Source organism: Noviherbaspirillum sp. (assembly GCF_036846085.1).
GTDB lineage: Bacteria > Pseudomonadota > Gammaproteobacteria > Burkholderiales > Burkholderiaceae_D > Noviherbaspirillum.
On record NZ_DAIUCO010000013.1, the window covers coordinates 24,496 to 39,050 of the forward strand.

Annotated in this window: 14 protein-coding genes; 5 read left to right on the top strand and 9 right to left on the bottom strand. The window is 61.1% G+C overall.

The window, feature by feature from the left end:
• Both gstA and V7080_RS02855 read left to right on the top strand, forming a co-directional pair.
• On the top strand, positions 1–618 hold the full coding sequence (gene gstA / locus V7080_RS02850) for a glutathione transferase GstA (RefSeq protein WP_334186885.1): 618 nt from the start codon (positions 1–3) through the stop codon (positions 616–618).
• Between the two features lie 86 nt (positions 619–704).
• A complete protein-coding gene (locus tag V7080_RS02855) occupies positions 705–1,376 on the top strand; it encodes a glutathione S-transferase family protein (protein WP_334186886.1) in 672 nt (223 codons plus the stop codon).
• Here the strand turns inward: V7080_RS02855 and V7080_RS02860 are convergent.
• From V7080_RS02860 to V7080_RS02885, 6 genes are all read right to left on the bottom strand, one after another.
• Positions 1,347–1,940 carry a DNA-3-methyladenine glycosylase I gene (locus V7080_RS02860; RefSeq protein WP_334186887.1) on the bottom strand — a complete coding sequence of 198 codons (594 nt, stop codon included), beginning with the start codon at positions 1,938–1,940 and terminating at the stop codon, positions 1,347–1,349. The two genes, V7080_RS02855 and V7080_RS02860, sit on opposite strands and share 30 nt — an antisense overlap.
• Positions 1,941–2,040: 100 nt before the next feature.
• Positions 2,041–2,994 carry an NAD(P)H-hydrate dehydratase gene (locus V7080_RS02865; RefSeq protein WP_334186888.1) on the bottom strand — a complete coding sequence of 318 codons (954 nt, stop codon included), beginning with the start codon at positions 2,992–2,994 and terminating at the stop codon, positions 2,041–2,043.
• Positions 2,991–3,761, bottom strand: a complete 771-nt coding sequence (locus tag V7080_RS02870) for a histidine phosphatase family protein (protein ID WP_334186889.1) — start codon at positions 3,759–3,761, stop codon at positions 2,991–2,993. The genes V7080_RS02865 and V7080_RS02870 overlap by 4 nt, the downstream gene beginning before the upstream one ends.
• A gap of 231 nt (positions 3,762–3,992) precedes the next feature.
• Positions 3,993–4,229 carry a hypothetical protein gene (locus tag V7080_RS02875; RefSeq protein ID WP_334186890.1) on the bottom strand — a complete coding sequence of 79 codons (237 nt, stop codon included), beginning with the start codon at positions 4,227–4,229 and terminating at the stop codon, positions 3,993–3,995.
• 168 nt (positions 4,230–4,397) lie between these two features.
• Positions 4,398–5,645, bottom strand: coding sequence for an Hsp70 family protein (locus V7080_RS02880; protein WP_334186891.1), 1,248 nt, complete (start codon positions 5,643–5,645; stop codon positions 4,398–4,400).
• A gap of 132 nt (positions 5,646–5,777) precedes the next feature.
• The gene (locus tag V7080_RS02885; protein WP_334186892.1) at positions 5,778–7,019 is read right to left on the bottom strand and encodes a dienelactone hydrolase family protein; all 1,242 of its coding nucleotides are present in this window, start codon (positions 7,017–7,019) and stop codon (positions 5,778–5,780) included.
• A 370-nt stretch (positions 7,020–7,389) separates the two neighbouring features.
• On the opposite strand from V7080_RS02885, the gene V7080_RS02890 reads away from it, so the two are divergent.
• Positions 7,390–7,641, top strand: a complete 252-nt coding sequence (locus V7080_RS02890) for a DUF6139 family protein (RefSeq protein ID WP_334186893.1) — start codon at positions 7,390–7,392, stop codon at positions 7,639–7,641.
• Between the two features lie 92 nt (positions 7,642–7,733).
• On the opposite strand, the gene V7080_RS02895 is transcribed toward V7080_RS02890, so the two are convergent.
• The gene (locus tag V7080_RS02895; RefSeq protein ID WP_334186894.1) at positions 7,734–8,567 is read right to left on the bottom strand and encodes a DUF429 domain-containing protein; all 834 of its coding nucleotides are present in this window, start codon (positions 8,565–8,567) and stop codon (positions 7,734–7,736) included.
• 106 nt (positions 8,568–8,673) lie between these two features.
• Between V7080_RS02895 and cls the strand changes: the two genes are divergently transcribed.
• Positions 8,674–10,110 carry a cardiolipin synthase gene (gene cls, locus V7080_RS02900; protein WP_334186895.1) on the top strand — a complete coding sequence of 479 codons (1,437 nt, stop codon included), beginning with the start codon at positions 8,674–8,676 and terminating at the stop codon, positions 10,108–10,110.
• 477 nt (positions 10,111–10,587) lie between these two features.
• Positions 10,588–11,985 (top strand): PQQ-dependent sugar dehydrogenase, encoded by a 1,398-nt coding sequence (locus tag V7080_RS02905; protein WP_334186896.1) that lies wholly within the window; start codon positions 10,588–10,590, stop codon positions 11,983–11,985.
• Between the two features lie 48 nt (positions 11,986–12,033).
• Here V7080_RS02905 and V7080_RS02910 read toward each other — a convergent pair whose 3' ends face one another.
• Positions 12,034–12,906 carry a class I SAM-dependent methyltransferase gene (locus V7080_RS02910; RefSeq protein ID WP_334186897.1) on the bottom strand — a complete coding sequence of 291 codons (873 nt, stop codon included), beginning with the start codon at positions 12,904–12,906 and terminating at the stop codon, positions 12,034–12,036.
• A gap of 130 nt (positions 12,907–13,036) precedes the next feature.
• Complete coding sequence (locus V7080_RS02915) at positions 13,037–14,341, bottom strand: family 1 glycosylhydrolase (RefSeq protein WP_334186898.1); 1,305 nt, start codon at positions 14,339–14,341, stop codon at positions 13,037–13,039.
• Between the last annotated feature and the right edge of the window lie 214 nt (positions 14,342–14,555).

The window sequence follows — 14,555 nt, forward strand, 5'->3', positions numbered from 1 at the left end:
ATGAAACTCTATTACACACCGGGCGTCTGCTCGCTTGCCCCGCACATCGTGCTTCGTGAAGCCGGCCTCGATTTCACGCTCGAAAAAGTCAATGCCGATACCAAGCTCACTGACGCCGGCCGCAATTACCTTACCGTGAACCCGAACGGCTATGTGCCCGCGCTGGAAATCGAACCCGGCGTGGTGCTGACCGAGGGACCGGCGATCATGCAATACCTCGCAGACCTCGCCCCAGACGCACGGCTGGCGCCCGCCGCCGGCACCCTGGCGCGTTACCAGTTGCAGTCATGGCTGAACTTCATCACCTCGGAACTGCACAAGGGCTTTACGCCGCTGTTCAAACCGGGCATGCATCCGGAGGCGAAGACCGCGTTCAAAGAGCAGCTTGCCGTGCGCTTTGACCATGTGGAACGCCATTTATCGAAGCAGGATTACCTGATGCCGGACGGCTTCTCGATTGCCGATGCCTACCTGTTCGTGGTCACCGGCTGGTCCGGCTTCGTCGGCATCGACATGCAGGCATGGCCGGCGATCGGTGCCTTCCGTAGGCGCATTGAAGACCGTCCGGCGGTGCGTGCGGCATTGATCGGGGAAGGACTCCTGAAAAAAGCGGCGTAGAACAGGCGAAGCATCGCCTCGACGCCATGCATGACCGCTGTATTGTGATCATGCATGGCCATTCATGAATGCAATAGGAGTTCATCATGCAATTGAAACTGATCAGCCACGCGCTCTGCCCTTATGTGCAACGCGCCGTCATCGCCCTGACCGAGAAAGGCGTGACCTACGATCGGATCGATATCGACCTGCGCGCAAAGCCGGCATGGTTCCTGGCGATATCCCCGCTCGGCAAGACGCCCGTGCTGCAGGCCGGGGACAGCGCCATCTTCGAATCGGCCGTCATCTGTGAATACCTTGAAGATACGATCTCACCAGCGCTGCATCCCGCGGACCCGCTGGCGCGGGCACGGCATCGTGCATGGATCGAATTTTCGTCCGCCATGCTCAACGCGATCTGGCAGCTCTACACCGCCCGCGATGTCGATGCCTATCGCCGTGCATGCAATGCCCTGTCGGCAAGCGTTCAGCAGATTGAGAACGCGCTTGCCGCCAGTGACGGCCCCTATTTCGCAGGTGAACAATTCAGCCTGGTGGATGCCGCTTTCGGACCGGTGTTCCGGTACTTCGATGTGCTGGACGATGTGATCGATGCCGGTCTGTTCGATACGGCGCCGAAGGTAAGGGCATGGCGCGCGGCGCTGGCGCGGCGGCCGTCCGTGCGCAATGCCGTATCCGCCGACTATCCTGAGCTGCTGCGCGAGTTCGTGATCGGCCAGGGCGGCGTACTAGGAACTCGCCTTGCTGCCTTTGCCTGATGCTTTCCTGTGACAGATGCAGCCGACGATATGGTCGTCGACCATGCCGATCGCCTGCATGTAGGCATAGATGATGGTGGACCCGACGAACTTGAAGCCGCGCTTGCCGAGGTCCTTCGAGATGCGGTCCGACAGCGGCGTCTTCGCCGGCACATCCTGCATGGTCGCCGGCGAATTGCGGATCGGCTTGCCGCCGACGTAGTCCCACAACAACGCATCCAGGCTGCCGCCCTCGTCGCGCAATCGCAGGTACACCTGCGCATTGGTGATGGCGGCAGCCACCTTCAGCCGGTTCCGCACGATACCCGGGTTCGCCAGCAACTCGGCGACCTTGTCGGCATCGTAGCGGGCGATCTTGTCCGCATCCCAGTGGTCGAACGCGATCCGGTAATTGTCCCGCTTGTTGAGAATGGTCTCCCAGCTCAGGCCGGCTTGCGCACCTTCGAGGTTGAGCATTTCGAACAGGCGTGTTTCATCGTGACAGGGCACGCCCCACTCCTCATCGTGGTAGGCGAGGTAACGCGGGTTGGCGGGATTGGCCCAGGCGCAACGGCGGATCGGCATGGTGTCGGGAGGAGTGGTGGCAATGGCGCATTATCGCAAAACACCATGCCGCCGTCGCCATCCGCAGCCGGGCGTACCCGCCTGGGCTGAAACCGACCGGTTATGTACCCGGCCCGTCCGGCCGCAGCGCGTGCAGGAGCGCCGGGACTTCGAATGCGATTTCGCGGGCCAGAAATCCGAGCGGTCCGATGCGTTGCTGCAGCCGGTCACCGGCGCGCGCATGCAATGCGACGCCCCATGCACATGCCTGCTCAAGCGGCGCTCCGCGCGCCGCCAGGCCGGCGATGATGCCGGACAGGGTATCGCCCGATCCGGAGATCGCCAGTCCGATATTGCCGCCGTCGTGCCGCCACAGCCGTCCATCCGGCGCGGCGATATGGGTCGTCGCGCCTTTCAGGGCTACCATCGCATTCCAGCGCCGCGCCGCCTGGCGTGCCGTCTCGGCCGGATTGGCCAGGACGCTGTCCTTGTCGGCGGCGGTCAGGTGCGCCATTTCGCCTGCATGCGGCGTGAGCAGGACCGGCGTGGAGAAGCTGGCGATGTACTTCTGCTGTCCCTGGCTGTAGGCGTCGACCGCCTGCAACTGGCGCCGCACGACATTCATCGCGCAGGCATCCAGCACTACTTTCGCGTGCTCAAGCTGCGGCAGAAGGCCGAGGACGAATGCGCAGGTCGCCCCTTCGTCCTGCATACCGGGGCCGATCAGGACCGCATCGAAACGGCTGACCATGCCGGTCAGCACGTCGATCGCTCCGGGTGCGATGGCGCCGTTCACGGTTTCCTGCAACTCGACCACGCGCGCCTCGGGCATCGACAATGCGACCACCGGCGCGATGCTGGCGCCGGTGGCGATCGTGAGCTTGCCGGCGCCGGCGCGCAATGCCGCCGTTGCCGCGAGGATTACCGCACCCGGCATTTCCCGCGAACCGGCAATCACCAGTACGCGCCCGCGCTCTTCCTTGTCACCCTCCTGCGACGGCATCGGCAAGGGCCAGCGCTTCAGCGCGGCATCATCCAGCGGCATGGTATCGGAGTTGTACAGGTCGTCGCTCATGATTTCGGTGCGCCGGGAACATCGGGTTCGGCGGTAACCGGCGCGCCGGCCTCGCGCAGCGGCGCAACAAAATTTACCAGTTGCGGCAACAGCTTGCCGTTCCTGCCGCGCGTCGGATCGAATTCATAGGACGTTACCGAGCAGTTCGGTACATCAGCGGTACGGTCGATTTCAAGAATCTTCTGTTCATCCATGCGCTCCAGCAAGTAGCGAAAGCAATTCACGATGACCTGGTGGCCGACGATCAACACCCGCTCGCGCCGGTACTCCCGGCTGATGGTGTCCAGCACACTGCGCAAGCGCAGGATCACATCGCACCAGCTTTCGCCACCCGGCGGCCGGAAGTAAAACTTGCCGACATGCGCCCGCTGTTCACTGAGTTCCGGGTATTTCTGGCGGATGCCGAAGGCGGTGAGGCGATCCAGGATGCCGAACTCCTTTTCCCGCAACCGCTCGTCGGCCTGAAAGGTGATGTCGTCCGGATCGATACCGGCAACATCGAGGATGATGCGGGCAGTATCGCGTGTGCGTACATAAGAGGAACACAGCACCACCGTCGGCTGTGCGTCGGCAGGCATGTCGCAGAACCAGTGGCCGAGCGCCTGCGCTTGCTGTACGCCAAGCGCGGAGAGCGGCGTGTCGATATCGCGCGTGGCGATGTCGATCAACGGCAGGCGTGCCGCCTCGGCGGCATCACGCGCGACATTGCCGGCGCTTTGTCCGTGGCGCACGATCCAAATTGTTTGCGGCCATTTCTGTTCCGGCATGCTGCCATTCCCTTGTTGTTGTGTAAGGAATGACAATGACGGGAACGCGAAGTTTCGTGCGGCAGGCCGAAGTGCTGCGACAGTGCCCTTCGAGCCGGGATTACGATGTCCGCGGCTATTTACATGGGGGAACGAAGTGCTGCTGCATGTGGAAGCGGATGGAGGCGTGTGAAAGCGTTTGCCTGTTGCCGGAGCGGCAAACTTTTGAAAACCGGCAGGCTGCCCGCCAGTTTACTTGGTGCCCGACTTCGGCTTGAACAGGCGCGCAAGTCCGATGACGATGCAGATGCCGAGCAGGTCCGCGGCGGCGGTTTTTTCATTCACCGTGAATCCGGCCAGGCCTTTCAGGCCGATCACGATCATCCATGCACTGATGGCGGAAAGCGCGACATGGGTGAGCGGGCCGGAATAATTCTTTGCCATGGTTCCCAGCAAGGTAGGCTTTTTGCGCTCGGGCTGTTGTTCCATATGAGATCTCGCATCCATGATTCCGAAGAGCAGGAATGATAGCTATCCCATGGGAAATTTTGGTTGTAGCCCGGCACTATTTTTCGTAGCCTGGATGGCAATTCGAAGGCGTCCCTGTTGGGAAAACCGCCATCATCGTATTGCGATGGCAGTCCAATGCGGAAGGATTCAGCCGAACTTGCGGAATGCGTCCAGTCCGAGGCCAAGGCCGATGCTGCCAAATAAATCGCCATCGACGCGGCGGGCCTGCGGCAGCAAGGCCGCAATGCGTTGCCGCAAGGACAGAACGCCGCTGGAACCGCCGGTGAAGAACACCGTATCGACATCGGCCACGCCGATGCCTGCGTCACGCAGCAGATGTTCGATCGTCTGGTCGATGCGTTGCAGCATGGGCGCGATGGCGGCATCGAAGGCGGTCCGGGTCAGGTTCAGCAGAGGCTGGCCGGCCAGGCGATCCAGCGTCAGCGACGCGACCGGCGTCCCGGACAAGGCAATCTTGCCCTCTTCCACCTTGAGCGCGAGCCAATGGCCGTCGCGCTGCTCGATCAGTTTCAGCAGGTGCGCCAGCTTGTCGCGTTCGCGCGCATCGCGCTGCACATCCTGCAGCTCCCGCCAGACCTTCTGCGTATAGACAAGGTTGATCGTGTGCCAGGTGGCGAGGTTGAAGTAATAGCTCGACGGCACCTCGTTGTTGTTGATGAGACGGCTGCCGAGGCCGAGCAGCGGCATCACCGATGACAGGTTGAGATATTTATCGAAGTCGGTTCCGCCGATATGGACACCGCCGTTGGCAAGGATATCGGCACGCCGGTCCGGCATGCCGGCACGTTCGGGCGACAGCCGCACCAGCGAAAAGTCCGAGGTGCCGCCGCCGATATCGGCTATCAGCACGAGCTGTTCGGTATCGATGCGGGATTCATAGTCGAAGGCGGCGGCGATCGGCTCATACTGGAATGCGATCTCTTTGAAACCGGCGGCGCGGGCGATATCGGCGAGCGTGTCTTCCGCTAGCCGGTCGGCGGCCGCATCGTCATCGACAAAGAAGACAGGGCGGCCCAGCACCGCATGGGTCAGCGGCCGCCCCGCCGCAACCTCGGCGCGGCGCTTGAGTTCGGCGATGAACTGCGACAGCAGGTCGCGAAACCGCAGCGCCCTGCCCTGCACTTCGGTTTGCCCGTCGATCAGGCTCGTGCCGAGCAGGCTCTTGAGCGAGCGCATCAGGCGGCCGTCGTAACCGGACAGGTAATCGGCCAACGCGGCTCGGCCGAAGCTGACCGCGTCATCATCGGCATTGAAAAACACGACTGACGGCAGGGTCGGCTTGTCGCCTTCGAGCGGCAGCAATGTTGCCGCACCGCTGCCGGCGATGCCGACGGTGGAATTGGAGGTGCCGAAATCGACGCCGCAGGTATTCATGCCGGTTCCTCGAAAAAGGGGGCAATCATACTAGCCTGTGGCGGGATGGCGAAGTGCAATGCGTGAATTGCTTGGGAAGTTGCCGGAAAGACCCATAGTGCATGGGTCTTCTCGGCCCGATGGATGGCCGGATCAAGGTCCGGTCAGGGAAGAGGTCGTGCCTGGCTTTTTCGCTGCCGTGGTGTCTGCCGTCGTCAGCGGTTCGCCGGTCCATACGACATAGTCGTCCACCGCATACAGCTTGCACGGCTCGGTGCTGTTCTTCTGGCAAGCCGCCAGCACCTGCTCCACCGGATCGTCGCCATCCTCGGCCCAGCTCCAGGCACCGGACGGCGACACGGCAAAGGCGCGGGGGGCCTGCTTGGTCAGAAACACCTTGTACTGCTCGCGCCCTCTTTCCTTCAGGTAGGGAATGGCATCGATATTGTCGATCGCCGCGAAGTCGGTTCTCGGCACCTTGATATCGTCCGACAGCGCGACGACCGGCGCGGTCGGCATGCCGAGGCTTTGCAGGAATTTTTCGGTTTCGGGCCACCAGATCTTTACGCCGTCGCGGCTGCCGACCATGCCATGCGCATCGCTCTTGAAGGCGCCATAGGCAACCAGCTTCGCGTGGCCGCCGGCCTGCACGTAGGCTTCATACATGCGCGCCGCGAGGTCCGGGCCGAAATGGTTGTCGTTCTGGCCGTAGAACCAGATGCTCGGCAATGCCGTCCTCGAGCCGTACTCCGCAAATGCCTTGACCAGCGATGCCTGCCAGCGGCAGTCGCCGCCATGCATCTTGAGTCCGCCGGCGAAGTTGATCAGTCCCTTCACGCCGGGGAAGTTCTTGGTGCCGAATGCGAGCGCGGTCAGGCCGCCGTACGACTGGCCGGCAACGACGATGCGATCCTTGTCCGCCCATTTCTGGGTACGCAGGTATTCCAGTGTGCTCTGCAGGTCTTCCGCCTGCTCCAGCCCGTGGCCGGTCATGTCGCAGCCGCGGTCGATGTATTCGCCGGTGGACTTGGAAAACCCCTTGCGCATCGGGATGACGACCGCATAGCCGCGCTTGACGAATTCACGGCTGATGACGACAAAGCGGTCGCGTCCCTGCGAACGCGGATTGCCGAGCGCCTTGCCATGGTTCATGATCACCAGCGGGAAAGGGCCAGTGCCGGACGGTTTGAAAATGGTTGTTTCGAGTTCGATGTTCTGGGTGCCGGAAGCGGCAGGCACCATCACGACCTGTTCATTCAGGGATGCGTCGAGGCTGGCCGTCTGCGCCGTTGCGGAACCGGCAAGCATGCCTAGTCCGATTGCGAGGGCGCCAATTGCGCGGTAAGCCCGGTCTTTTCCAGAGATCAGCGTCTGGATGAGAGAATGAATATGCACGGCTTCTCCGTTAAAGAATGGGTGAAGCGCTGTGCATGCGAAGAAGCAACTTCCTGCACGACTTGATACAGCGCAACGTTGTCCATTCTAAATACGGGGTTGCCTCAATTCAATGCCCATTTATGCAACTTGGAAAGATTTAATACAGGTACTTTTAGTCGTCACAATTCTTGTTGCACCTTGTAACCAAAGTGGTGCGTACAACAAATGTGCTTATACAAACAGGAGCATTGCCGGGATGGCATGAAGCCATTGCGCGATATGGGCAGGCGATGACGTGAAGGGAAACAGGTTTTGTTTTTCCGGGAGACGCAACCTTTGCGATGTCCGGTTGTCAATAGCAGACACCTGTTTTTATAAGGATGGAACCATGAAAGTTGATGTCTACAAACGCCCGGAATACGAAGGCAAATATTCCTATCTCGCGGTCCCTGAAGGGCATCCGATTCCCGATGAAGCCACTGCCATCGATTGGGAAACCGCGGAGCAGAACATCGATCTGGATGAAGCGAATGAATCCGTGGTCGGCCTTTCGGCAAACGACGCACTGCAGCAGATCGACATGAAGGGTTATGCCATTTCAAGTTCGCAGGATAAAGTCAGGATCGGGCCGAACGTCTAACTTTCCGGGCCGGCGCATGCGCTGCATGGCGCCGGTCTTTTCAGCACCACCGCTCCATCACTCTCTCTTCAGTACGCTCCCCTGCAAACGGTTTACGCCGGCAACACCGCTCCCGCAGTCCATCCTTCCACCGGATCCAGCCGGTCAGGCATGCCATAGTTCGGGCGCTGCACAGCCCATGCCGCCGCGACCGCGCACAACACCGCATCGAGCCAGTCTGCCGTGCCGTCATCGATCAGCGCACGGCGTAACGGCGCGCCGATCTTCAGCGTGATGCCCATCGGATGCGTGCCGCTTTCCAGTGCCTGCACGATCAGTTCCCGCGCGGCACGCCTGGCTTCGGTCTGCTTGCTGCGCTCGTCGCTCTTATACGACGCGCGCGTAACCGCGCGTGCCACCAGCCCCGGATAGCCTTCCAGCGCAATCCGCTGCGGGTCTCCCGCATGCAGACCGTAGACGGTCACGCCCGCATGCAGCAGGCGCGGACAGCCTTCGTGAAACATATAGGCGACAGGCGGATTGACCCACTTCATCGACGGGCTCGACCCGGCGGGGCCGTCCGTGACACGATGCGCGAATTTGTTGCCCACCGGACGCGCATCGCAAAACGCCTTGAAGATGTCGCGCAATTCGGCGCGGGTCAGCCCCGCGCAGTGCTCGACCAGGGCGGCCCAGGTTTGCGGCCAGCCGAGATGGTCGACCAGTTCGCGCGACAGGCCGAAGGGAAAGTCGAACGCGCCGATCCAGGGTCCCGGCTGCGCCAGCCATGTTTCATAGGAGGCCCAGTTCGGATGCTCGGCAATGCTTTCCACCCACAAGGTATTGCCCCTGCTCTCGCCGTGTGCAATGGTGATCGGCTTGACGCGACGCGGAACGGAGGTGAAATCGATGCCGGCGATGCGGATTCGTGGTGTTTTCGCAGCCATTTGAGAAAGGTTTGATATTTGCGGGAATTATCAGAAAGCAAAAGCATTCTAATAGTTATGTTATTTGCGATCCTTGTGTAATACAGCCGATCAAATCACGCATGCAATGAACAGCCCTACTCTTACCCGCAGATCCGTCGCCGGCGACTGGCGCGCGGGATGGCTGTTTCCCATTGTCATGCTCGTCACCCTGCTGGCAGGCTGCGCGAGCTTACCGGATGTTGATTACTTGCGTCGCGGCCAGCTGCAGGTACAGAAGCCGACCATCGTCACGGCGAATGGCACGCTCTCCGACGGCAAGACCCAATCGATGCTGGATCGCATGGCGGCGAAGGTGGGCGCTACCGACATACTCGCCAGACATGTGGCGGCGGAAGAAGCAATCAGCAGTGCACCCCTGGTGGCAGGCAACAAGGTGATCCTGCTGGACGATGGGCCGATCACGATGCAGGCCATGATGAACGCGCTGCGCACCGCACGCGATCACATCAACCTGGAAACCTACATCATCGAGGCCGATGAAGTCGGACGGGCATTCGCCGACCTGCTCATTCAGAAAAGGGCGGCCGGTGTGCAGGTCAACCTGATCTACGACAGCGTCGGCGCACTGACCACGCCGCCCGAGTTCTTCGACCGCCTGCGCGCCGGCGGCATCAACCTGCTCGAATACAATCCGATCAATCCGCTGAAAGCCGAAGGCAAATGGGACATCAACCAGCGCGATCATCGGAAGCTGCTGATCGTCGATGGCCGCGTCGCCTTCACCGGCGGCGTCAATATCAGCCGCGTCTATGGCAAGAGCTCCCTGATCCGGGGAAAGAACAGGCAGGCACCGCCGGAGGATGCGAAGCAGTCGGCCTGGCGCGACACCCATATGCAGATCGAAGGACCGGTGGTTGCCGAATTCCAGAAGCTCTTTCTCGACACCTGGCGTCGCCAGACCGGCAACGACATTACCGCCAAACGCTATTTCCCACCGCTGAAACCCGAAGGCAATGCGCTGGTGCGCGCGCTCGGCAGCACCGCCGACCAGGAGGACTACAGTGTCTACAAAACCTATGTGTCGGCACTGTCGAATGCGAGCAATTACGTGCACCTGACCACCGCCTACTTCGTACCCGATCAGCAGATCGTGGAGGCGATGAAGGAAGCGGCGCAACGCGGCGTCGATGTGAAGATCATTTTCCCGAGCTTCACCGATCACGAGATGATCCTCTATGCGGGCCGCTCGTTCTACGACGAGTTGCTGCAGGCCGGCGTCAAGATCTACGAGCGCAGGATCGCGATGCTGCATGCGAAGACGGCCGTGGTGGACGGCGTCTGGTCGACCATCGGCTCCACCAACCTGGACATGCGCAGTTTCCTGCACAACGATGAACTCAACGCGGTGATCCTGAACGTCGACTTCGCCGAGAAAATGGAAGCGCTGTTCCAGCGCGATCTGCGTGATTCCGACCAGATCATGCTGGAGTCATGGCGCCAGCGCGGTATCGGGCAGAAAATGAAGGAATGGGCGGTGCGGGTGCTGGAATACTGGCTGTAGCGGCTGACAGGTGGATTGCGTGTTCATGTTGCAGGCTGTTTCCGACCTGCGCTGACGCTTTCCGAACCGGCAATGAAGACCGGGTGGCCGGCAAAGCGTGCGCTGATCCGCTCGGCGATACATGCATGCCGGCGTTTCTCCGCAGGATGGAGTGGCTTGCTTCGATGCAGGCAGGAAAGGCGGTGAGCAGCATCGAACGGTCATCGCTTGCATTCGCCCGTGAAATCTTTCGGGGCACACAGCGCGGCGACACAACGGCGCCAATGCCAGGATTCGCATGTGCCATGCGGACGTTTGTTGATGGCCGCCATCAGGTTCTGTCCTGACCATCGTAAGAAAATTCGACAATCCCGATTTGTGAAGCGGTCGCAACGGGAACCGATGCGGTGCTCACCGCGTCTGATTTTCCCCTTCACCGAAAACGCGATGCCCCAACGGTAATGCCTGCCGATGCGGGATCGCCGCGTGCAGCTTGTCATGAACAGAATTCAATCCCGATGTTTCCGCCGATCCGGTTACGCACTCACCGTTTTGCTCGCCGTATTGACAACGTCATGCGGTGGCGGTGGCGGTGGCGGTGGTGACGGTGGCGGCGGTTCGATACCGACCGGTGCGGCAGGCATGCCCTCCCTGGCGGCAAGTGTCGAGCGCACGCTGGAAGTCCCTGCCGCGTTGTCGGAAGGCGCGCTGTCGCAACCCCGTCGCTTGACCGTGCCGCCGGACTTCGGCATCCGCGTGTGGGCCAGGGTGCCGGCGGCGCGCTTCATGGCACTGGCGCCGAACGGCGACGTGCTGCTGTCCGTTCCCAATGAAGGACGGATCGTTCTGCTGCGCGAACGTCCCGGCGCGCCGCCGGAACAGTTCGATTTTGCAACGGGTTTGCGCAAGCCGCATGACATGGTGTTTCACCGCATCGGTGAAACAACCTACCTGTATGTTTCGGAGTCGAACCGGATCACGCGTCATGTGTACCGGGCGGGCGAGACCGCGATCGCCGGCACGCAGATCGTGGTCGACAATCTGCCCGACGGGTCCAATACCGAATTGGGTGGCGACTACGGCCATGAGTTGAAGAACATTGCCATCGGCGGCGATGGCCGGTTGTACGTATCGATCGGCTCGGCGTGCAATGCCTGCGCCGAGGATACCGTAAGCAATCCGGTGCGCGGCGCGATCTACCAGTACAACGCCGACGGCAGCAATGGCCGTCTGTTCGCACGTGGCCTGCGCAATGCCGTGGGACTGGATTTCATTCCCGGCACCAATACGCTCTGGGCGGCCGTCAACAATCGTGACCAGGTGCGGGTGCCGGTGGATACGGACGTCGACGGCGACGGTTCCGGCGATCTCGGCAAATTGATACCGCGCTACGTGGACGACAATCCGCCTGAGCCTTTCACCGCGGTGCGTGACGGCGGCAACTACGGATGGCCGTTCTGCAACCCGGTGCCGGCGGAAGGAATGGCAAACCTGGCCATGGTGCGCGACTTCGACAACAACGCCGATGGCGGCAGGCTGGATTGCAGCACGGTGGATCGCGCCTCGAAAGGCATCCAGGCGCATTCCGCCCCGCTCGGCTTCAGCTTCCTGCACGACAGCAACCTGCCGGAAAATTACCGGCAGGGCGCTGTGGTGGCGCTGCATGGATGCTGGAACTGCACCAACCTCAGTTCGGGCTACAAGGTGGTGTACTTTCCGTTCGACGGCAACGGCAATGCCGGCGGGGCCATGGATCTCGTCACCGGCTTCGTGCCTAACCCGCGCAGCGGCGGATACTGGGGCCGCCCGGTCGATGCCATTCCGGATGGACGGGGCAACCTGCTGATTTCGGACGACTTCGCCGGGGCGATCTACCAGCTTTATCCCCTGTCGTAATCGCCTGACGGTTTCACGCACCGCCCTGCCAAGTTCTGCGGTGCGCGTCTAGACGCGCGCGACCATCACGTGGCCCAGCTTTGCGAACCGCAGACCGAACTCGCTGAATTTCAGGTTGTCCTGCCGATGCATGAAGAAGCGCTCGTTGAGTTGCTCCGTACCGATATCCTCCATCTCCGCGAAGCCCATTGCCTTCATCCGCGTCATCAGGTCATGCGGTTGGAAAAATCCGATCCAGGGTTCGCCCAGTCGCGCGAAGCGATAGGCAAGCGCGTGCAGGAAGAGCCGTCCGACCAGGTTGCGCGATGCGTAATCGAGCACATAGTCGAAGACGATGCCGGATCCCTTCGGGCCCGATGCGACGTGACGCAGGATGTGCATCACCGCATCATTGCTCAGGTACATCGTGACGCCGAGCCAGGAAAAGAACGCCGGCTCGCCGGCATTGAAACCGGCTGCATGGAGCCGCTCGGCCAGCGACTGGGATTCGAAATCGATATCGACGAACCGCAGCGAATCGGGCAACGGGATTTGTGCTTCGTCGAGCAGCGTGCGCTTCCACGCCTGGGTCGCCGGATGGTCAACTTCAAAAACACGCAGCGTGGATGCGGGATACGGGTTGCGATAGGCGAAGGTATCGAGGCCGGCGCCGAGAACGACGTACTGCGGTACGCCACGCTTGACCGCCTGGTGCAGCTCGTCCTCGGCAATTCTGCTGCGCGCCACCAGCCCGGCGCGAATGCCGCGCGCAAACTTGCTGTCGGCATGCGGTGGCATGGCGCGGAGTTCGGCGTCGTTGCGGAGGCCGAGGATCTTCAGCGCGATGGGGTCTTCAAAAATGGGCGGGAAATCGCAAAGCTGGTGTTTGGCACGGCTTCGTGCGGCGCGCAAGGCGGTAATGCTGGCTCGGCCTGCTTGCATATCGGGGCCTCCATGACGTGTTATTTGAATAACGCGCAGTGTAGGAGGCAGCGACGCCGCTTCGCCATTAGAGAAAACACTTACCCCGGTTCAAGATGGCATGTGCACGGCGGCGCTTCGATTGACCGTGTTACTTCGACTCTTCCAGCGCGAGGTCGGTCGCCTTGCGGGTGCGGTAGGCGAATTCGCGGCTTCTCCTCGCCCAGGGCTCGTCATAGTCGGCCGGCATCACGACCGGCACCTGCAGGCAGACGCTCTGCGTCGGCAGTACCTGGCGCCAGTCACGGATGAGCTGGCAATAGGCGGTACCGACGGCGCGAACATTGCGGTCGAGGTCATAGAGCCCGAGTGCGTTGACGTTGCCGTTGTTCTCTCGCAATGCGGTGTCCCAGTCGACCTGGTCCGTCAGCGAGTACCAGGTGAACCCGACCACCGGCACGCCATCGTTGCGCACCCGCAGTACATTCGCCCATTCCTTGCGCAGCCAGCACACCGCTTCATCGCCATGCGGGCCTTCGACGCGGTTGGTCTCGGTATGCATCACCGGCAGCCGGTAGCGGTCATGGTACTGGTGGGTGATGACGGAGTAGCCGAAGATCTCGCCGGAGGCACGCGTATGGCCGTCGGCTGACACTAGGTGTTCATTGGTGGCGTAATAGTCGTTGCCCATGATGCAGTGATGCTTCAGGTTGTTGCGAAGGAAAAAGTGATACTCGTCGCGCGTCATGCCGTTGTCGAGTACGTACTCATACATATCCGAATCGAGGCGGCGACCATAATTCAGATCCAGCGACAGGAAGCGGCGCGCATTCATCAGCTCGGCCGGCTTGATGGCGGACGGATTTTCGGCGTGGTAATACTCGGAGGACTCGCTCTGCACGAACAGCGCATCCGGACGCACCGCCAGTACCGCCTGCATGGCCAGCACATTGGCCTTGACGATGTGCTTGAGCGCAGTAACGAACGCGCGATCGTCCTTCAATTGCTCGTTCCACCAGCCGTACAGCGCGGAAAACACCGCGCAGATGAACATTTCGTTGACCGGCGTATATAGCTGTACCCATGGATAGCGAAGCGCGAACGCCTGCGCATAGCGGCAGAAAATGCGCGGGAAATCCGGGTTCTGAAAATTGCCCAGCCAGTCGGGAACACCGAAATGGCAGAGGTCGACGATGGGCGCGATATTGCGGCGCTTCAATTCCGCGAAGGTTGCATCGGCGAACGACCAATCGTACCGTTCCGGGCCGAGCAGCGTCAGGTGCAACGGCGGTCCATAGCGCAGGAAGCTGATGCCCATCTGTTCGACAAGGTCGAAGTCGGTGCGCCAGTGTTTGTAGTGACCGCATTTCTCCATTTCGTCCATGCGTACCTTGCCGCCCTGGAGGGTGGGAATGCTGTTTTCAATGCCGGTGGCGAAGATGAATCCTGGGAACATGGCGGCGCCTTTCCTGGAGGGCATGTTGCGTGGTGCATGAGGGGATGACCGTTAGGAAGTTGTTTAGTTTCAAGCCGGTATGGCACGGAAATTTTATGGCGCTGCGCAGTAGACGAAATTGAATTTTGTCGCGACGAACAAGACAAATGCGTACAAGACTACGCTGCAGGGTCTCTCGGTAGGGTCCCCTCCCCCTTTAGGGGGAGGGCTAGGG

Excerpts from the sequence above, each read along its gene's own strand:
- V7080_RS02865 (WP_334186888.1), bottom strand. The coding sequence starts at position 2,994 with ATGAGCGACGACCTGTACAACTCCGATACCATGCCGCTGGATGATGCC.
- V7080_RS02875 (WP_334186890.1), bottom strand. The coding sequence starts at position 4,229 with ATGGAACAACAGCCCGAGCGCAAAAAGCCTACCTTGCTGGGAACCATG.
- V7080_RS02855 (WP_334186886.1), top strand. The coding sequence starts at position 705 with ATGCAATTGAAACTGATCAGCCACGCGCTCTGCCCTTATGTGCAACGC.
- V7080_RS02860 (WP_334186887.1), bottom strand. The coding sequence starts at position 1,940 with ATGCCGATCCGCCGTTGCGCCTGGGCCAATCCCGCCAACCCGCGTTAC.
- V7080_RS02910 (WP_334186897.1), bottom strand. The coding sequence starts at position 12,906 with ATGCAAGCAGGCCGAGCCAGCATTACCGCCTTGCGCGCCGCACGAAGC.
- gstA (WP_334186885.1), top strand. The coding sequence starts at position 1 with ATGAAACTCTATTACACACCGGGCGTCTGCTCGCTTGCCCCGCACATC.
- V7080_RS02890 (WP_334186893.1), top strand. The coding sequence starts at position 7,390 with ATGAAAGTTGATGTCTACAAACGCCCGGAATACGAAGGCAAATATTCC.
- V7080_RS02895 (WP_334186894.1), bottom strand. The coding sequence starts at position 8,567 with ATGGCTGCGAAAACACCACGAATCCGCATCGCCGGCATCGATTTCACC.
- cls (WP_334186895.1), top strand. The coding sequence starts at position 8,674 with ATGAACAGCCCTACTCTTACCCGCAGATCCGTCGCCGGCGACTGGCGC.
- V7080_RS02905 (WP_334186896.1), top strand. The coding sequence starts at position 10,588 with ATGAACAGAATTCAATCCCGATGTTTCCGCCGATCCGGTTACGCACTC.
- V7080_RS02870 (WP_334186889.1), bottom strand. The coding sequence starts at position 3,761 with ATGCCGGAACAGAAATGGCCGCAAACAATTTGGATCGTGCGCCACGGA.
- V7080_RS02880 (WP_334186891.1), bottom strand. The coding sequence starts at position 5,645 with ATGAATACCTGCGGCGTCGATTTCGGCACCTCCAATTCCACCGTCGGC.
- V7080_RS02915 (WP_334186898.1), bottom strand. The coding sequence starts at position 14,341 with ATGTTCCCAGGATTCATCTTCGCCACCGGCATTGAAAACAGCATTCCC.